The sequence below is a fragment of the Zymobacter sp. IVIA_12111.31 C1 genome, from assembly GCF_047495495.1.
In the GTDB taxonomy this organism is placed as follows: domain Bacteria; phylum Pseudomonadota; class Gammaproteobacteria; order Pseudomonadales; family Halomonadaceae; genus Zymobacter.
In genome coordinates, this window is record NZ_CP179930.1 from 2,131,709 (window position 1) to 2,151,004 (window position 19,296).

12 protein-coding genes and 1 riboswitch are annotated in these 19,296 nt (G+C 52.6%); of the genes, 2 read left to right on the forward strand and 10 right to left on the reverse strand.

Annotated elements, in window-relative coordinates:
- The first annotated feature begins 324 nt into the window (after positions 1–324).
- The gene (pyk, locus tag ACMHYW_RS09650; protein ID WP_027705140.1) at positions 325–1,818 is read left to right on the forward strand and encodes a pyruvate kinase; all 1,494 of its coding nucleotides are present in this window, start codon (positions 325–327) and stop codon (positions 1,816–1,818) included.
- 571 nt (positions 1,819–2,389) lie between these two features.
- Here the strand turns inward: pyk and ACMHYW_RS09655 are convergent.
- The 4 genes from ACMHYW_RS09655 to rpoE form a co-directional block, all read right to left on the reverse strand.
- A complete protein-coding gene (locus tag ACMHYW_RS09655; protein WP_027705139.1) occupies positions 2,390–2,848 on the reverse strand; it encodes a hypothetical protein in 459 nt (152 codons plus the stop codon).
- A 238-nt stretch (positions 2,849–3,086) separates the two neighbouring features.
- The gene (locus tag ACMHYW_RS09660) at positions 3,087–4,544 is read right to left on the reverse strand and encodes a Do family serine endopeptidase (RefSeq protein WP_414499748.1); all 1,458 of its coding nucleotides are present in this window, start codon (positions 4,542–4,544) and stop codon (positions 3,087–3,089) included.
- 429 nt (positions 4,545–4,973) lie between these two features.
- Positions 4,974–5,660, reverse strand: coding sequence for a sigma-E factor negative regulatory protein (locus tag ACMHYW_RS09665; protein ID WP_414499749.1), 687 nt, complete (start codon positions 5,658–5,660; stop codon positions 4,974–4,976).
- A 510-nt stretch (positions 5,661–6,170) separates the two neighbouring features.
- The gene (gene rpoE / locus ACMHYW_RS09670) at positions 6,171–6,770 is read right to left on the reverse strand and encodes an RNA polymerase sigma factor RpoE (protein ID WP_027705137.1); all 600 of its coding nucleotides are present in this window, start codon (positions 6,768–6,770) and stop codon (positions 6,171–6,173) included.
- 529 nt (positions 6,771–7,299) lie between these two features.
- On the opposite strand from rpoE, the gene ACMHYW_RS09675 reads away from it, so the two are divergent.
- Positions 7,300–8,370: a 3-deoxy-7-phosphoheptulonate synthase gene (locus tag ACMHYW_RS09675; RefSeq protein WP_414499750.1), complete on the forward strand. Its 1,071-nt coding sequence runs from the start codon at positions 7,300–7,302 to the stop codon at positions 8,368–8,370.
- Positions 8,371–8,773: 403 nt separating this feature from the next.
- Here the strand turns inward: ACMHYW_RS09675 and thiD are convergent, their stop codons facing one another.
- The 6 genes from thiD to ACMHYW_RS09705 form a co-directional block, all read right to left on the reverse strand.
- The gene (gene thiD / locus ACMHYW_RS09680) at positions 8,774–10,498 is read right to left on the reverse strand and encodes a bifunctional hydroxymethylpyrimidine kinase/phosphomethylpyrimidine kinase (RefSeq protein WP_414499751.1); all 1,725 of its coding nucleotides are present in this window, start codon (positions 10,496–10,498) and stop codon (positions 8,774–8,776) included.
- A gap of 6 nt (positions 10,499–10,504) precedes the next feature.
- Positions 10,505–12,322: a phosphomethylpyrimidine synthase ThiC gene (gene thiC, locus ACMHYW_RS09685; protein WP_414501494.1), complete on the reverse strand. Its 1,818-nt coding sequence runs from the start codon at positions 12,320–12,322 to the stop codon at positions 10,505–10,507.
- Between the two features lie 197 nt (positions 12,323–12,519).
- Positions 12,520–12,657, reverse strand: a riboswitch (TPP riboswitch).
- Positions 12,658–12,755: 98 nt separating this feature from the next.
- A complete protein-coding gene (locus ACMHYW_RS09690) occupies positions 12,756–15,059 on the reverse strand; it encodes a T6SS phospholipase effector Tle1-like catalytic domain-containing protein (protein WP_414499752.1) in 2,304 nt (767 codons plus the stop codon).
- Between the two features lie 13 nt (positions 15,060–15,072).
- Positions 15,073–15,867 (reverse strand): DUF3304 domain-containing protein, encoded by a 795-nt coding sequence (locus ACMHYW_RS09695; protein WP_414501495.1) that lies wholly within the window; start codon positions 15,865–15,867, stop codon positions 15,073–15,075.
- Positions 15,857–16,699 (reverse strand): DUF4123 domain-containing protein, encoded by an 843-nt coding sequence (locus tag ACMHYW_RS09700; protein WP_414501496.1) that lies wholly within the window; start codon positions 16,697–16,699, stop codon positions 15,857–15,859. Before ACMHYW_RS09700 ends, ACMHYW_RS09695 begins: the two co-directional genes overlap by 11 nt.
- Complete coding sequence (locus ACMHYW_RS09705; protein WP_414499753.1) at positions 16,689–19,250, reverse strand: type VI secretion system Vgr family protein; 2,562 nt, start codon at positions 19,248–19,250, stop codon at positions 16,689–16,691. Before ACMHYW_RS09705 ends, ACMHYW_RS09700 begins: the two co-directional genes overlap by 11 nt.
- Between the last annotated feature and the right edge of the window lie 46 nt (positions 19,251–19,296).

The window sequence follows — 19,296 nt, forward strand, 5'->3', positions numbered from 1 at the left end:
TTGCAACACCTGCCGATATATCCTCGGCTATACATGCTGTTCGCCGATACTGAATCACTGGAGTATCACGATCACTGGAGTACCATGCGTCGCGGACCGAGCCCTGCTCAACGCTCCGTGGCAGGGAAAAGGTGGTACTCTAGGCATCAGCAGCGACGCACATCGGCACACCCCATGCCACCCAGCATAATCCGACTGGGCCGCAGGGGTTGCGACAATATGTGCGTAGGATAGTGAACCTGGTGGCGCGTATCATCGCCCCCGCTCGATGCCAAAAACGTGTAATATTACGACACGCCATTTAGCGCAAAGGAGAAAGACCTGATGCCGCAAGCACAGAAACAACCCGTTCGTCGCACCAAGATTCTGACGACGCTTGGTCCGACCACCGACAAACCTGGCATTCTAGACGCCATGGTCAAAGCCGGTATCGACGTTGTCCGTATCAACTTCTCTCACGGCGACCCGGAAGAACATCGTCAACGCGTAGAATCCGTACGCGCTGCCTCTGCCAAATATGGCCGTCACGTTGCGATCCTCGGTGACCTGCAGGGTCCGAAAATTCGTATCGCACGTTTCAAAGAAGGCGCGGTCAACCTTGAAGTTGGTCAGCCGTTCATCATCGACATGGACCTGGGTCGTACCGATGGTGACGAGCATCAGGTCGGCTGTGACTACAAAGATCTGGCAAAAGACCTGTTCGAAGGCGACGTACTGCTGCTGGACGACGGCCGCCTGGTCTTCGAAGTCACTGGCGTGGCTGCACCGAAAGTACACTGCAAAGTCCTGGTTGGCGGCAAGCTGTCCAACAACAAAGGGATCAACAAGCAGGGCGGCGGTCTGTCCGCTGCGGCACTGACCGAGAAAGACAAGATCGACATGCAGACGGCCATCAAACTGGGCGTTGACTACATCGCGATCTCCTTCCCGCGTTCTGCTGCTGACATGGAATACGCTCGCGAGCTGCTGCACAAGTACTCCGACGACCTCCAGAGCGACATCGGCAAAACCATCGGTCTCGTTGCTAAAGTAGAACGTGCTGAAGCCGTTTCTACCAACGAAATCCTCGACGGCATCATCAAAGCATCTGACGCTGTCATGGTTGCTCGTGGTGACCTGGGTGTTGAAATCGGCGATGCTCGCCTGATCGGCGCACAGAAAAACATGATCAAGCGTGCTCAGATGTACAACACGCCGGTTATCAACGCCACTCAGGCGCTGGAATCCATGATCAACGCTCCGCTGCCGACTCGTGCAGAAGTCATGGACGTAGGTAACGCCGTTCTCGACGGTGCTGACGCTGTCATGTGTTCTGCAGAAACTGCAGCTGGTGACTATCCGGTCGAAACTGTTGAAGCAATGAAACGCGCTATTGCGGGTGCTGAAGCACTGCAGGAAGCTCGTCGCGACAACAACCGTCTGGATTGCACGTTCGACCGTCTGGACGAAACCGTTGCTTACTCTGCAATGTTCGCTGCCAACCACCTGGAAGGCGTTGCAGCCGTAGCTTGCCTGACTGAAACTGGCCACACTCCGCTGGTTGCTTCTCGCATTCGCTCCGACCTGCCGATCGTTGCACTGTCTCCGTCCGATCGTACTCTGTGCCGCATGTCTCTGTACAAAGGCGTAGTACCGGTCAAATTTGATGCTTCCAAATACCCGACTCCGGAAGTTAACCGCGCTGCGGTTGAACTGGTCGAAGAGAAAGGTCTGGGCACCAAAGGCGACTACGTGGTCATCACTCGTGGCGACCACCACTGCGCTCAGGGCACTACCAACAGCATGAAAATCGTCGAAATCGGTGAACACATCGGTTGAGATGATTCAGCTATAGCGGATGCCTCACTGCGGTGAGGTATCTGTCTTGCTGATATCATGTCTGAAAGAAAAGCCGCTCCTTGGTATACCAAGGGCGGCTTTTCTTATATTCAGTGTTCTGTACGGCATCTAAGCGGTGAAAAACTAAGTAGTGTGGTGAAAACTGAGTAGTGAAAACCAACTCAAACCCAGACGCCACCGCAGTTACACAAGCCAGCCTATCACTATCCCGAAGCGGCAAGCTGATCAGGCCATATCAGTACAACCGCCAAGGCCTCAAACGGCTTTGCTGGCGATCAATCCTTTCCGCAGCGCAGTACCACTGTTCAGTGGTCTATCGCAGGCCAGTACGTGAGTGCCGTAAACGCTTTCCATCGCTTGTAAAAAAAGAGCCATCCTTGGCCGTATACTACGTTCCATCCCCCCCCTCGTGCGACAGCCACATCCTTGTGCCGGGCCAGACATCATGTCAACTCCCTGCCCCACTGCCGCACACGCGCTTCCTACGCGCATGGCCGACTGGCAACTTCCCAACGGCCGCCCTGCCTGATATCAGAAATAAGCCCCGAGATCACAAGCCCTGTGGACGACTAATCTCGACATACTGACCGCCCGGGGTACGGGAATAATAGTGACCGTGCTGCACGTAGTAACGACGCCCTTTGTAGTCGAGCGGCGTCATTGACGTGGCCGCATCGGGAGGCGGCGCAACGGTGATGTACTCACTGCCACGATGTTGATAATAGAGGCCATCGAGTAGGTAATAGGTGATACCACCGATCAACAGCGCTTCCGCATCACGCGGCATGCTGTGACGCGGTCCGCCACGGTGCATGGGGCCTGGCGCCGGACCGCGGTCAGGCCCAAAGCCACCTTCGCGAGGACCACCAGGACCACCACGTTCTGGACCTTGGTGATGCATGGGAGGACGCCCTTCCGGTCCATCCGGACGGTGATCGAAAGGCTCTGCCACCGCAATCGCGGGCAGCACCATACTGCACAGTACACCGGCAGCTATCATCTTTTTCATGGGGAGATTCCTGTTCATGTCGTCGGCACAGAAAACGTACTGTGCGCTAACGATTCACCCATTAAGACAAGACGTTATGTATAGCAGTTCCGCCTTGCACAATTTGTCACGATGCCACCTTATTCCCACTAATAAGATACATCTTTACTCCGACCATTTACGGACGGAGACACCCTACCGACATATACACAAAAGCCGCCCTAACGGATAGAGCGGCTCGATACCTATTCGACCAGCGTTAGTCTTTGCTTACTTCCAACGCCATATAGATGATCTGTCGATCTCGAATCACACGCATCGAAATAGCATGGCGACTCGGCAGCGCATCGGCCATATGGCTCAGCTGAGCGGGCGACGTCACGGCCTGACCGTCGAGCTCGACCAGCACATCGCCAGGCATCAGCCCTGCCTGTGCCGCCATGCTACTGTCATCGACTGCCTCAATCCTTACCCCGTGCGCAACGCCCAGCAAAGCCAGAGCCTTGGCGTCCAACACCGACGCCTTAATCCCCAAGCGACCACCCGCATGCCGCCCCTGGGGCGGCGCAGCGGGTGACGCCAACTTCGCCATTGCATCACCGTGCTCGACCAGGGGCACATCAAGCGACACGACGGCCCCTTGCCGCCAGACGTCAAGCACAAGCTGCTGCCCCGGACGCTGAGCAGCCACGATACGCGGCACGCGATCCACGCTGTCTATCGGCTGACCATTGGCTTTGAGAATGATGTCGCCCGGTCGTACACCGGCCCGTTCCGCAGGACTTCCGCTGATCACAGAGGCCACCAACGCCCCTTTCGTTTCACCCCGCCCAAAGGCCCGCGCCAGACGCCCATCCAATGCCTGCAAGGAGACCCCCAACCATGCCCGATGCACACGGCCATCCTGCTTGAGCTGATCGGCTACGGATAGCGCCACGTTAGCTGGAATGGCGAACGACAGCCCCATATAGCCACCGCTTCGAGTTAGAATCTGTGAGTTGATCCCCACTACGTCACCGTTGAGGTTCAACAGCGGCCCACCCGAGTTACCCGGATTGATGGCGACATCGGTCTGGATGAACGGCACCGTGCCGTCCCCCGATAAGTTACGGTCCGTGGCACTGACAATGCCTGCGGTAATCGACTGATCAAAACCAAATGGCGATCCGATGGCCGCCACCCATTCTCCCGGTTGGAGCTGATCGGAATTGCCCAGTGGCAGCACCGGCAGATCGTGCGCATCCACTTTAAGCAGAGCGATATCCGTACGCTTGTCCGTGCCCACCAGACGAGCATCCAGCTCGCGCCGGTCACTGAACTTCACCTTGATGCGCTCGGCCCCGTCCACCACATGTGCGTTGGTCAGAATATAACCGTCCCGTCCGATGACGAACCCCGATCCCAACGACCGCACCTCATCAAGAGGACGACGCCAACCGGGGGTAATACCGAACGGGGCCTGATCAAAGAAGCGCCGGAACGGCTCAGGTACATCGGAGAGATCCAGCACCAGCCCATCATCACCCCATGCACCGCGTGCTGCCGAAATATTGACGACGGACGGTGCCGCTTTCTTCATCAAGGACGTGAAGTTCGGCAGTGCAGAGACGGAAGATAAGGAAGGCACTGGGGCCACATCGTCTGCGCTGGCCAACAGCGATGAAAAAGGAACGGACAACAGTACCGCCAGAGGAAGGAATGTGCGTCGAATCGACATCAGAGGAGCTCCCAACAACAGAAAGATGCTCGGAGTCGAGCAGAAAACGATGTTGACTGCATCTTGCTGCACCGTCGCGCAGCAACGCAGCGATCCACTGCATAAAGGATGCCCGGCGGACACCGCCGAGCCCGCCACGGCTGAACGGACTCTGCGTCCAGCACCGTGAAGAGATAAGGGCAAAAAGCCTCATCTACAATACGCGGCACCTTTGAAAAGCCCACCACCTTAAAAGGCCGGCCACCTTCGATGTCAGCGCCCATCTTCATCACTGTGAGCGATGACACATTATCCTGTAAGCGCACCAAGCGGCCATATCGACACCATAACGGCGTTCAGTCGCTATCGGACAGGCACAAAAAAGCGCGACCGCCCTGAACAGGAACCCATCGCGCCAACATCATCAAGGATTCTTACCCACCGACTGAATCAGCGATTCAGGCCACGCTCGAAATGGAAGCGTGTGGAATCGGTATCCTGCTGCTCACTGTGGCCGTTGTAGCGGCGGCTGTGTGATTTTGCACCAGCCTCATCGCTACTCACACTCCAGCTAACAGGGGTCAGATCGCCTCCCGCAGCATGCGCGAAGTCAGCGTAGCTTGCCGCCATGGCCTGATTGCCCTGACCGAAGTAGCCCAGTGTTCCCAAACTATCGCTGCCATTGACCGCCAGTTGCTGAGCGGCGTTGTCCAGCACGGCATTGTTCGCCTGCAGGGAAGCGGCATCAGGCAAAGCGGCACTGTCATGTCCGCGATAGAACTGCACACCAGAGACCACCATTAGGCTCACGGCTGCAGCAACCGCAGCGCCACCCATCAGCGAAAGGCCACGACGTTTCTGGCTCCGCACGGACTGTGCCGGTGCGACTGCCTCGACGGCGGTATCGCCAAGAGGTGTTTCTTCCTGCTCGATCACGGCCATGACACTTGAGGCAATATCCATATCCACTACGGTATCGCGCTCGCGCCGCAAGGCGCTGCGCATGAGGTGATAGCGGCGCCAGACATCCCCCAGCTCAGGGGATTCATCAAGTGTCTTGAGCACGCGACGGAGTTCGAGCTCGTTACCTTCCCCATCCATGATGGCTGACAGGGATTCATGTAACTGCTGAGTCATTTGCAACGCCCTCGGTTCAGAAGCGTAAAAGATCAAGTGTCATGCCATAAGACAGGAAGATCGGCGGAAAGTTTATGCCCATTGTGATCTTGAACTGCCAGAAAGGATATTTCATGCAGATAAAAAGCACGAATATTTTGGCCATGTGCAAGGGCTGACAGGCCGCCTGCAGAGTGACATCGACACTGCGGATTCATGGTTCAGACCGCACGCCCTTCCAGATAGTTCACCGGCGTTGACGGTCTTTTCGCTCACTCACAGGACCATTATGTAACAAGTGTCACCAATTCAATGCGTTTCGCACCGTTTTATTTAGGTATAGCCCTGGTCTCAGAAGCGACACAGCCCTTTCGGCATCTCGCTTCGAACGAGATTCGGGCAGTATATCCCGGTGCAGCGACGCCAACTGCCTCCAGATACACACTTCTACATAGTGTAAAAATTAGCTAAAAAAAATCCCCTGGCATCAAGCAATGCCAGGGGAAGAGGGGTTATTCGGTAACGTACAGCTTATTCGTTAGCGGCCTTATCCTTCGGATAGAGCAGCGCCTGTATACGAGCGTCGACGGCTTCACGCGCTCTAAAGATACGGGAACGTACGGTGCCCACCGGGCACTGCATTACTTCGGCGATATCCTCATAGGATAGGCCTTCCAGCTCGCGCAAGGTAATGGCGGTACGCAGGTCCTCAGTCAGGTTATCGATCGCATCGTAGACGACCGATTCAAGCTGATCACGGGCCATAGCAGACTCTGGCGTTTCCATATCCGCCAGTCGGCCACTGTTGTCTAGTACCTCGGCATCTACGATATCAAGGTCGCTGCTTGGTGGTCGGCGACCACGCGCCACCACATGGTTCTTCGCCGTATTGATGGCGATACGGTACATCCAAGTGTAGAAAGCGCTGTCGTTACGAAACTTCCCCAAGGCACGGTATGCCTTGATGAAGGCTTCCTGAGCGACGTCTTGGACGTCACCGGAATCGTGTACGTAGCGGCTTACTAAACCAATGATCTTGTGCTGGTATTTCCTGACCAGCAGATCGAAAGCGCGGGAATCACCTTTCTGGGCACGTTCGACAAGCTGCTGATCCGTTTCGGTCGTCGCCATGGGCGCACCCCTATTCGCTTGCGTGCTCCTCGGCACGGGTGTCTGACACCCTCGGTATCCATGGCGTGAATGACTTCGTACGGTACTCGTTCTAAGACACGCCATGCCTGACCAAGAAGATTCAATTTGACGTGCATCACACCACAAAACAAGGCAGGAAATGATGCAACAATCGGTAAACTTTGGGAAAGACGACTTCCCTACGGTCATGCAACGCTTACGATGACTCTGTTTTAGAGGCTCGCGGCCTTGAAGTATGTCAGCGTCAACATGACGTCACGTCTTTGGCATAAGACATTCCACTGTAATACAAGTTCCATGCTACTATCTCTGTCCTGTGAATCCGGTGCCGACCTTTCATGCCAGCACATCCGGCGCATTGACCGATCCATGTCATGACGGCACATTAGTCGACTTCCGCACATTGGTCTTGCGGTACTGCGTGGCGACACATGCATTGACACGCGGCAGAAGCATCGCTCGACCAGACCTCCAGGACGCTGTTGCAGATATTATCGAAGGCCTTCCCATGAACGACACCAATAACCCCAATGTGCAGGGCTACACCCTCATCCGTTCACCCGAAGCGCTCAGAGAACGCTATCCTTTGAGCCAGCAGGCCGTTGACCGTATCCAGTCTTATCGAGACACCGTGAAACGCATCCTGGACGGTGATGATCATCGTCTGCTGGTAGTGGTCGGCCCGTGCTCGCTGCACGACACCGAAGCGGCCCTCGATTACGCCAAACGCCTAGCAGCGTTGTCCGCTGCTGTCAGCGATACGCTGTTCATCGTCATGCGCGCCTACTTCGAAAAACCGCGCACGACGGTCGGCTGGAAAGGCCTGATCAACGACCCTCACATGGATGGCAGCTTCGCCGTCGAAGAAGGGCTTGAAAAGGCGCGTTCACTGCTGGTCGAGCTGAGCGAACTCGGCCTGCCACTGGCCACCGAAGCACTTGATCCGATCGCGACCCAGTACATCCAAGACTGCATCAGCTGGACCGCCATCGGCGCACGCACGACCGAATCGCAGACGCATCGCGAAATGGCCTCCGGCCTGCCAAGCCCGATCGGCTTCAAGAACGGTACCGATGGCGGCTTCACCGTGGCTATCAATGCGCTGCAGGCCATCTCGCATGCCCACTCGTATCTGAACATCGCACCAAACGGTCAGGTAGCCATCGTGCGCTCCAATGGCAACTGTGGTCATATCGTGCTGCGCGGTGGCAACGGCAAGCCCAACTACGACGCCGAAAGCGTTGCGGCGGCAGAACAGGCACTGGCCAAGGCCAGCATGCCCGCCGACCTGATGGTGGACTGCTCGCACGCCAACTCCAGTAAAGATCCGGCCAATCAGCCGGTTGTGCTCGAAGATGTCGTCAAGCAGATCGAACAGGGCAACCGTAGCATCATGGGGGTCATGATTGAGTCCAACATCAACTGGGGCGCTCAGCCGCTGACCTGTGATCTGAGCGCACTGGAATACGGTGTCTCAATTACCGATGGCTGCATCGATTGGTCCACGACCGAAAAATGCCTGTACGACATGGCTGATCGCCTGAAAGGCATTCTGCCCGCGCGTCAGCGTCACGCCTGATTGTGCCGACAAAAAAAAGGCTTTCGGGCCTTCTCTACACCTTGCGTCCGTCATCGAACGTGATGTCTGTCCCGCCATTGCCTTGCGCGATGTAGTCGAATGACTCGTGCCCTATAGCGTAGCGGCCTTTCTTCATAAAACCGCTGCTGGTCTCGGTTCGACACGCCAACCAAGGCATGTTTTCAAGATAGCAGAACGCCCCGCTCGGAGAGGAACATTCCCTCTCTGGACGGGGCGTTTTTTCTGCGGCCTACCGCCTCTGTCGCCATAGACGCTTTTCTCTATAGAACAGAGGGACGCACCGAAATGCGATACTACCTACCATGCCTCACGGCAACATCTCGTCACTTCCAAACCGCTGATTAACGTCGGCCTACAAGGTATCGCCCGCCTGACACGACCCTCACGGCTTCAGCAAACGAGGCAGGTGAATCAGGCACGGTCCATGCCCCAGCGTGAAGCGCTCGCTCTGTCCGGCTTGGAGCGCTTCCTGCAGGAAGCGGCGTGCCAACGTGATGGCTTCCAACCAATCATGTCCTTGAGCTCGCAGCGCAGTGATGGCAGACGATAGCACGCAGCCCGTTCCATGCGTATTGGGCGTGTTCACCCGCGGCAACGACAGTCGATGCACGTCACCCTGCTCATTAACGAACACATCCAGCGCTAGGCGTCCTTCCATATGTCCCCCCTTAACCAGAACCTGACGCGCGCCGCGATCGCGCAACTCAAGTGCGGCCGCTTCCAGACCTTCTGGCGTCGGTGGGATATCGCGCCCCAGCAGGGCTTCTGCTTCGGCCAGATTAGGGGTAATCAGACTGGCCAACGGCACCAACCGTTCCCATAGCAGGCACTCGGCATCGGCCATCAATAACGCATGGCCTGACGTCGATACCATTACGGGGTCAAGCACGATATCGCAGGGCGGATGACCATCGCCCTGTTCCAGCAGGCATTCTGCCACGGCCATCACGATATCGGCCTGTCCCAGCATGCCAATCTTGAGCGCATCGACATCAAGGTCTTCGAACACCGCTTCTATTTGCGCTTTGATCATGGCAGGCGCCAACGGCGCCACATCGTTGACCCCCAGCGTGTTCTGCGCCACCACCGCCGTAATGGCACTGGCACCGAACACCTTAAGGGCTCGGAAGGTGGAAAGGTCCGCCTGTAGCCCCGCCCCTCCGGTCGGATCAGTGCCCGCGATGGTCATGGCGATCGGGGGACGAGGATCACAGGCGCGCCGCTGAGGAATCATCGACGAAGCTTCGGCCGCAAACACTCGCCCAACTCGCAGCGAGGACAGGGTTGTCGACTCTTCTGCCAACACATACAGCGCATCCAAAAGACCGGCCATCAGCGCTCCCGGCCCTTGGGCTGACACTGCCGCACGCTCGGCCGCTAGTGTGAACCATAGCGTAGCGACCAACGCGGCTTCACCGGCATCAACATCCTTTAGACCGGCCACAGCAGCCATCAGCGCACCCAGCATGCAGCCTGCCCCAGTAATACGCGTCAGTAGTGCGTGACCGTGCTGCACCGCCAACACACCATCAGCGGTCACGATCAGATCGGTTTCCCCGCTGATCGCCACGGCGTTGACACCCTGCGCCAGCAGCTGGCGCGCTGCGGGTAGCGCATGACAGGGCTGAACGGTACTGTCCGTTCCACGCCCACCTTCCCCACCGGCCAGTGCAATCACTTCCGAGGCATTGCCTCGTACGATGGAGGGCGGACAGTGTGCTACCACGGACAGCACCCACTCGGTACGCGGTGCCAGTGCCCCCACGGCAACCGGGTCCAACACCCACGGCAGGTTGCTGGCATGCCGCACCTCTATGGCCTGCCGCATAGCATCTGCACGCGAGGCCGAAAAGGTGCCAATGTTGATCAGCATGCCGTCAGCCAGCGCGGCCAGCGCACGACACTCGTCGCGATCCACGACCATCAACGGGGATGCACCGCAGGCCAACAGCGCGTTGGCCGTGACGTTCGTTACGACCTCATTGGTGAGGCAGTGCACCAGCGGATGCTGTTGCTGTACCTGCTGCAGGCAGCGCTGCAGGCTACAGCGCGCCTCTTCTGCGGCATGAGGATCAGCGACGGCAATCACTTCATCGTCATCCATCATAACGCCCTACTCCGGTTGATAGAGCTGACTGCCCTGCGCCTGAAAGCGCTCGGCCTGCTGCTGAAGGCCTACATCAACATCCTGCTGCGGTTTACTGCCAAAACGTTCACGCACGTCCTGACTCAGCTTCATCGAACAGAACTTCGGCCCACACATTGAACAGAAATGCGCAACCTTGGCGGCAGGCTTCGGCAACGTTTCATCGTGGAATTCACGCGCTGTGTCGGGGTCGAGGCCAAGGTTGAACTGATCCTCCCAGCGGAACTCGAAGCGCGCCTTCGACAGCGCATTATCGCGGCGCTGCGCGCCCGGATGGCCCTTAGCAAGATCAGCAGCATGAGCGGCGATACGGTAAGTGATGATGCCGGTCTTGACGTCGTTCTTATCCGGCAACCCCAGGTGTTCCTTAGGCGTGACATAGCAGAGCATGGCACAGCCGTACCAGCCAATCTGCGCCGCACCGATACCCGAAGTGATATGGTCGTAGCCCGGCGCGATATCGGTGACCAGCGGCCCGAGGGTGTAGAACGGCGCTTCGTCACAGCACTCCAGCTGCTTGGTCATGTTTTCGTGGATCATCTGCATCGGCACATGCCCCGGCCCCTCGATCATGACCTGAACGTCGTACTCCCAGGCGATCTTGGTCAATTCGCCCAACGTTTCCAACTCAGCGAACTGCGCTTCATCGTTGGCATCATTGATCGAGCCGGGACGCAGACCATCGCCCAGCGAGAAGGCAATGTCGTAGGCCTGCATCAGCTCGCACAGCTCGCGGAAGTGAGTGTAGAGGAAGCTTTCTTGGTGGTGGGCCAGACACCACTGCGCCATGATCGCACCGCCGCGCGAGACGATCCCGGTGGTACGGTCAGCTGTCAGCGGAATATGGTGCAGACGAACACCGGCGTGGATGGTCATGTAATCGACGCCCTGCTCGGCCTGTTCGATGACCGTATCGCGGAACACTTCCCACGTCAGTTCTTCGGCCTTGCCGTTGACCTTCTCGAGCGCCTGATAAAGCGGCACCGTACCGATCGGCACCGGAGAGTTGCGGATGATCCATTCACGCGTTTCATGGATATTACGTCCGGTCGACAGGTCCATGATGGTGTCTGCCCCCCAGCGAATGCCCCACGTCATCTTCTCGACTTCTTCGGCAATTGATGAAGTCAGCGCTGAGTTACCGATGTTGCCGTTGATCTTCACCAGAAAGTTGCGGCCAATAATCATCGGCTCGAGTTCAGGGTGATTGATGTTGGCCGGCAAGATGGCACGCCCACGGGCGATTTCATCGCGTACGAACTCAGGTGTAATTTCAGCAGGAATGGCGGCCCCAAAACCGAAGCCTGGATGCTGCTTGGCCAGCTCGGGATCATCCTTGATAGCCGCACGGCGCTGGTTTTCACGCAGTGCAACATATTCCATTTCCGGGGTGACGATGCCCTGACGCGCATAGTGCATCTGAGTGACATTGGCCCCGGCTTTGGCACGGCGCGGACGGCCAATGTTGGGGAAACGCAGCGGCGTCAGCGCAGGATCACCGGCACGCTCGCGCCCATAGGCAGAACTCAATCCTTCAAGTAGTTCCGTGTCGTTACGCTCATCGATCCACGCTCGACGCAACGGCGCCAACCCTTTGCGGATATCCAATTCAACGTCGGAATCGGTATATGGACCTGACGTGTCGTACACGCAGATCGGCGGATTGGCGACCTCTTCACCCTGCATCGTGATCGTGGGCGTCTGACTGATTTCGCGCATGGGCACGCGGATATCAGGACGCGAGCCGGTCACGTAGACCTTGCGCGAAGCGGGGAATGGCGCCATGGAGGCGGGGTCAACGGCGTCGGGCAACCGCTCTCTGACCGTAGACGCAAAGGCACGCGTGGTCTTGTCGGAAGAGGTATTGGACGTGGTGGTATTGGATGTTGTCATGGTGCCATCTCACAGGATAGGAATCCCGAAGAGCACGCACGAAAGGATGGCGCGGGACAGTATGAACAGGAGGCGGACGCTCACTGCAGGACGTGCCGCTGCTTGATCCCTCCGCTGGTACCCTCCCTTACGGGAATTAGCCAGATCAGGTTCAACGGGACCAATGCTCGGCGCCTGTAGCGCTTGCATCATCTCAGCCGGATCTACCGGCACCCCGTCAAGCAGTCACTGCCAGCCTAGCGCTGACAGCTACGAATTCGTGGGTAGAATGCAGCAAGGTGGCGGAGAGTGCAAGCACAACTAAAGGTAAAGATGGACCAATAATTCACCATGCCATCCCACCATGAATACTCATTTGATCAGCCATTTGGCGCCCTATCATTAAATTTTCTTCTTCTTGCTGCTGTTTTCGTTTCCACTCTGATAATTTCTCTGCTTCATAGTCCTCCCGGGAGCAATCAAATCCCTTATCATATGGCACTTGATAAAATGTATTGCTACCAGAAAAAATTCTCCTATACCTGAAGTAAACAAATGTTTTACTCACAAAGCGCTCGTTTATATAGCTAGCCACCATAAATCCGGCAACCGAATCATGTATATAATTATCAATAAAACTATCAATAACAGGATGTAAATACGCATCCATTGCTATATTATCTATGACGTATTTCAACTCTTTTTTTTCAGGATTTTTAAGAACAAAATAGTCTTCAAAAACATGTTTTCTTAGATTATCATTAGCATCATTTACTAAGCCACTTGCATAGTCAGATGTTTTTTTAAACCATGATTTATCCTGGTAACTAAGTTCCACCTCATCTTCTGTCGAAAGTTCAGAGTAATGATTGTTTTTTACAAGCAAAAAATCTTTATACTCTGCATTTATTACTTCATTAGAGGCTTTAGTTATTTTTTCTGCCGCATCAAGCCGGTTTGAATAAATCGCATCACTGGAGGCATTAATTTTTGTTATTTCCTCCGGCTCGTACACCAAAGCAACAGGACTCAGCTCTCCAAGTGGAAAGTGCTTTTCCTTGTAAACATCTGAACGTTTGTTTTTTATCGAATCACGCAACTCTCTATCTTGATAATGCGCACGAGTGGCGCTAGACATCTGTAAAGAATTCTCTCCCCCTTTGAATCTGCGAAAATATTGTGATATTAACTTTTCCCAGTGAGGAGTAACAATTTGAGCAGTTGTTCCTTCCTTTAATGGAAATAAAGAAATATAGGTATTGAATTCGGAAAGCAAACGAATATCTATCTTATAACTTAATTTTGCTGCTTCGCTGGCTTTTTCAAGTTCTAATGGGACGCCTTCAAGGCGTGCTCGGCGGTACATTTCTGCTAGAGGAATGCGACTAAGTGTCGAAGTGCCGCTACGTGAAAACCCTTTCCCTTGATCAAAAGGCGCATACCCTCCTCCAACATCAGAATGCACACCGGGAAAAACAATTTCCTCACAATATTCAGGTAAGCGTTGTCCCTGGTAAACAGAATCCAATGGAAAACATCGACGCTGTTCATGTGCCGCTACGAAATGAATACATTTCCCTACTTCTTTCGGTATTTGAAGACTACGGGCATCTCCCCACCAATCATGCCCATTAGACCAAACAAACATATCAGCCCAGCCGACAGATGCCACTGTATCAAAAATGCCCATAAAATCATGAGATACGGGAATACCGCCAAGCGTTAAAGAGCTTTCTTGCCGGTTATAAGACTCTGCATCTAAGCGACAGAGCTTGACTAGCCAATTGAGATAAGCACGAGCTTGCGTGGCTCCGCGAGAAAAACCAAACGTATACAAATGTAACTTATTAAGAGGCAATATATCTGGATTATGCACTCTAGTACCTATACTTCTTTTAAGCCGTGCTATCCAACTGCAAAGCACTAAAGTGGCATTTTTTTTGTTATCAAGGCGACTATTCTGAAGTACTTCTTTCGTTGATGCTGTAGCTGAAAACAAACAACTATTTGCTTCCCATTTAATAGAGCATATTTTTCCATCGTTTTTGAAAGATACTTTTCTTTCTAACTCTTCTTGTACTAGACTTATATTTTCCGAAGCATATTTAACTTCTTCATCAGTAATAAGAATACTACTACCAAAGCCCGCATGGTAGTAGCCATATATATAATTTAATAGCTGGGCGATCCCCCATAGTATGCGTCCTTGTCCATAAGTTGCCATTGCTCCACCAGAGACACCATCCCATTGAGTTTGAGCCCAATTCCCTATTTGATCACCAATATTTGAAAATGCTTTACCAACTCCAGGGACATAGATTTTAAAGTGCCGCTCATAAACAGCCAGATCAGTTTTCCAATCCGTTTCTTTTGGTAAGATACCCGGCACACACCGCCCCGGAAACACATCGTACAAACGCGCTATATTACTTTCTTCTTCTGTTTTATTTTCTATTGCATGCCGGTAACTATTGTTAGTTCCATCAAAAAAAACGCCTATATAAGCAGGCTTACTGCAAGGCATTTCATTTTGTTCTAGCACTTTTCTATGATCGTTCAAATACAGAATTTTGTTTTCTTGTTCTGTAAAAAAAACATTGCTACTAGGATCAACCATTTCTTTGCGAAGCTCGCCTGCCAATACTGACATTATTTCCCCCTTATCATTTAGGCTCAATATTTTTTAGCGTCTCAAACCTTTTCAAATAAAAGCTATAAGCTTCTTTTTCATTATTTTCTGTATAGCGACGAAAAAATTCATCATCGTATCCTTTGAAATTATCTTTTTCTCGATCCCGCAATTTGCTATATTTTTTATATATATCCCAGCAATCTTTCCAATCATCCTCGCTACGTTTTTTTAAAATGGAATTTTCAAATCTTTTAACAGCATCTTGTGCATCATCCATTTCTCTTTCCCACAGTTTGTGACGAAAAGCAACAGACGGCACAGGCCATCCTTTTACATCACTAGGAAACTCAGGATTAGTAGGATCAAAATCGGTTGCAATAGCACGGTACTGCTGATTAGGAAGGAACTGAATCCATAACAATTGGGCTTTGCCTGGCGCATATTGCGATACAGGCACTTCTACATTGTAATAAAGCGTGCCTGTATCACGACGTCGATCATATTCATCCTGAGTGTTTTGCCCTTCTATAGGTATAATATCAGGCTCAACCTCCAAGCTAACCTTTAAACCCTCGTGCCATTCATAAGGCAAAAGATAACAACACATCTGACCACCAGCACCATACGCCATCGCTTCTTGAGCAGGTGAGCGATTTTTAAAATTATTAGGTTGAATAACTTGAAAACTCGCTATATTTTTATCCGTATAATTAATACCAGTAACAGATGCAGTAGTGGTACGTTCACTACACCCTGTCAGTAATATTGAAGCACCAACAATAACGCTAGTGGCAATAAACGCTACAGGTTTACATTTAAATGTCATTTTTATCACTGTCTAATTCCTTTTTTAACAGTTGCTGGCACTCGGCATGCTGCTCTAAATAGGCAGGAAGTTCAGCCAAGGAAACGGGGGCATCCGCAAGCGCCATGTGCTGCTGAAACCATCTGTGACGCTCGGAAGGTCTCTGCCAACAGGCATACAGTTCAGGGGATGTATCTTCAATAAAAGCCAGCGCTCTATCTACCTGAGCAGAGTCTATTAATGCTCTGTATTGTTCATTATTAAGAGCGATACCATTAATGGGCGGTATTACTGTATTATCATATTTATCTACTAATGGCAGTGATGCCCATTGAGCTGCGCGATCAACGTAATGCCAAGCATGGATATTTTGGCTGAATAGTGCCCGCTGCTCATTTGTCAATATACTCATAATAGTTGGCAATAATCGCGTATCCGCAAAACGCAATGTATATCGCGCACTGGGAGTGCTAATGATGCAAAAGGCCTGCAATTGGCTAGCCAGCTGGCTAAGAGAAGCTTTGGTCATCATGATGCTAAGCATTGGATACCCACTAGTACCTTTCAACAAAACTGAGCGTTGCATACCATCCAGATGGTTGAGGTCAACAAGCTGCGGCGATGCTTGCATCACTTGTCGGTCCGTATTAGGTAATCCTTCGTAGACCGACCACCAACTATCGCTAGGCAACCACTGTTCCATCCATGGCAATAAGCGATCAAAAAGGAAAGCGCCATCCAATAGTGCCACGGGACGAAGAGCAGGATCCTCTGTGGCTAGTGTATCTAGATAATTAAATGCAGCATGCTCCCAATGCTCATCATAGACATCAATTATAGGATTAGGTGACATCGACAAGAGGAATTCCCCGTTTTAAGTTGCGAAGCATGCATTCAACACAGATTCCTTCAGGCATAACCGGCAATGCGTTAGGCAAACGCGATAACGTAGCACTCATTCCTGCCGGGCCCCCAAATAGCTGCTGCACTCCTTTTACATCTATTGTTCCTGGCGCGTGAAGCTCAATATTGCCGCCTTTCAATCGAATATAAGCGCCACCACTAGAAAAAGTAATTTCGTCTGATGCAACTTCTGTAATTTTTCCGCTAACGGCTTGCATATTAATATCTTTTTGGGCCGTCAAATTAATACTATCGGACTGAGCTTGTACTTCAACATTACCCTTAGCTGCGAATAGCTTTATCCCTGCGTTATATACAAATAACGAGAATTTTTCAGCAATAGTGGCCAACAGGCTTTTCCCCGTCGCGACAGTAGTGTCCTGCCCACTCGACAAACTGAGATGCTCTTGCTGTGCCAAATGCGTTGACTTAGGTGTAGTAACACTAATACCCGCAGGAGACGCTATATGAAGCCAAGGCGTCTGCATGCCATCAGCCTGTCCCTGACCTCCTTGCTTACCCTCATGTCCTACCTGCGCCCCTTTATTTTCTGAGTTGGCGGCCTCTAATGGTGCAAGACTTGTTAGCCCTTCCGACTGATGCCGGATAGCCAAATCCGATAGCTGTTTATGCAGTTGATAAGTACGATCTAATTGTTGCGTTACAGGCTCAACATCCGTCTGGTCCCCTTTGGCCTGAACCTGCCCCCAGCTCGACAAATACAAACCCTTATTGGCACGAACGGTACCATACGCATCGCTACGTAGCTCAAATCCTTCACCTCTATACTGTCCGCGCCCGTTGCCCTGTTGGTGAATCAAATAACCCAAATTTAATTCAGAATAATGATGATCAGTACCAAGGCGAATACGACTCTGATCCGTCGCATCATCGAATAGCAGTTCGTTATAACCACTACCGCGATAATTTTGAGTATGAAACCCAGAGATCAGCCCATTACTATGCCATAGGGGCTGTCGCTCGCCGTTGTAAACACGGCCAGTGATAATAGGGCGATCAGGATCTCCATCAAGGAAACTGACAATGACTTCCTGCCCGATGCGAGGAACGAATACAGATCCCCAGCCGCCATCAGCGTTAACCTGAGAGACCCTCAACCAACAACTGGAACGCTCACTATATTGACCATCGCGATCCCAGTGAAACTGCACCTTCACTCGATTAAGGTGATCGGTATAAATAGTCTCATTGGCAGGCCCGACAACAATTGCAGTCTGAGGACCACCCAAGCTAGGTTTACGATGAGCATCAGGTGCGCGGAATGTTGTATCGAAACGCTGAGCCTCAAGTCGAGCATGAAAGAATGCTGTACCTGCAGCATCTTGCTCAGATGATTTTTCGATATCGTGCCCGGTAGACTCTCGTAGTGCATCAAGCTGCATTTCGAGACTGCCAAGCATGTGACGACGAGTAACCGCTACCGGTAGATTGTTTTCAGCCGCCCACTCGAGTCCAAGCAGCAAAAAGGTACGATTTCCTTCTCCCCCACCATCGTGATTAGGGTGCTGAGTCAGCATAAATCGATGCCCTACGCTTAATTGTCGAGCACCACCCGCCCCTGTAAATCGATTCTCCTGTGACTCATGGCGTTCAATGCGAACTTCGCCTAGTTGGTAACCACGATCATAGCGACCAAACGCATACTCACCCGCATAGATATACTGCTCTAGGGCAGGAAGGTTGACGGAGTTATTATGTGCATCGAGCTGAATCCTTAAAGGAGTGCCTGGAGATTTGTAGTCAAAAGACCCTAAACTGATGCGGGTTGGCTCAACCTGACGTTGATGCCCCCAGTCTGTCAGGCTATCAGCTGACTCAGTAGCAGACTGCCGATGAAAACGTATTGTGCCGGGCGTAACGCTAGGGCAAGCATCGTTATCATCGGTGAAGACTATAATATGCTTATCTGCCTCCTGTGCCACATACCACCAGAGGCCTTCTTCTTCGAGCAAGCGACTGATAAAGTGGTAATCGGACTCATTATACTGAACACAATAGGAACGTTTTGGGTAGCGTTCTTGATGACGCAGATCAAAACGAAAACCACCTTCGCTGACGGTATGGCCTTCCAGTACACGCGTGACTATTTCTACTGCAGTCAGATCCTGAAAGATACGACTATCAAAGACATGTTCAAGTAATGTCAGCCATGGTTTGAGTACCAATTGATAGTCACTGATCCCCCCGTCACTGCCCAGACGTATAGCCTCACTGACAATGGCATGAAAATTACGGTAGGAGCCATCAGCCTGCAGAAGTGACAATGTAACGGGCTGGGCCAGCAGGCCACATAAATCAACATCGTGACGTTGAGAAAGGCAGTCCACAGTGAACGTGAAAGGCGTGCTTAGCTGCTCGCGCGCCATCACTCGCTGTACAAGTAACTGGCTATTTCCTAATGGCGTAACGAGCCTAAGCAAACGCGTGGTATCTAAAAGCAGACGTCCAAACGACATCGCCCATGATGGCATTATATCCATCCATTCCCCCATAGATATTTATCAGAAAAAAATTATTTTATTTATA

What these genes read in the sequence shown, in the direction of transcription:
- pyk (WP_027705140.1), top strand. Translation starts at nt 325, where the DNA reads ATGCCGCAAGCACAGAAACAACCCGTTCGTCGCACCAAGATTCTGACG.
- ACMHYW_RS09655 (WP_027705139.1), bottom strand. Translation starts at nt 2,848, where the DNA reads ATGAAAAAGATGATAGCTGCCGGTGTACTGTGCAGTATGGTGCTGCCC.
- ACMHYW_RS09660 (WP_414499748.1), bottom strand. Translation starts at nt 4,544, where the DNA reads ATGTCGATTCGACGCACATTCCTTCCTCTGGCGGTACTGTTGTCCGTT.
- ACMHYW_RS09665 (WP_414499749.1), bottom strand. Translation starts at nt 5,660, where the DNA reads ATGACTCAGCAGTTACATGAATCCCTGTCAGCCATCATGGATGGGGAA.
- rpoE (WP_027705137.1), bottom strand. Translation starts at nt 6,770, where the DNA reads ATGGCGACGACCGAAACGGATCAGCAGCTTGTCGAACGTGCCCAGAAA.
- ACMHYW_RS09675 (WP_414499750.1), top strand. Translation starts at nt 7,300, where the DNA reads ATGAACGACACCAATAACCCCAATGTGCAGGGCTACACCCTCATCCGT.
- thiD (WP_414499751.1), bottom strand. Translation starts at nt 10,498, where the DNA reads ATGATGGATGACGATGAAGTGATTGCCGTCGCTGATCCTCATGCCGCA.
- thiC (WP_414501494.1), bottom strand. Translation starts at nt 12,322, where the DNA reads ATGGCGCCATTCCCCGCTTCGCGCAAGGTCTACGTGACCGGCTCGCGT.
- ACMHYW_RS09690 (WP_414499752.1), bottom strand. Translation starts at nt 15,059, where the DNA reads ATGTCAGTATTGGCAGGCGAGCTTCGCAAAGAAATGGTTGATCCTAGT.
- ACMHYW_RS09695 (WP_414501495.1), bottom strand. Translation starts at nt 15,867, where the DNA reads ATGACATTTAAATGTAAACCTGTAGCGTTTATTGCCACTAGCGTTATT.
- ACMHYW_RS09700 (WP_414501496.1), bottom strand. Translation starts at nt 16,699, where the DNA reads ATGTCACCTAATCCTATAATTGATGTCTATGATGAGCATTGGGAGCAT.
- ACMHYW_RS09705 (WP_414499753.1), bottom strand. Translation starts at nt 19,250, where the DNA reads ATGGATATAATGCCATCATGGGCGATGTCGTTTGGACGTCTGCTTTTA.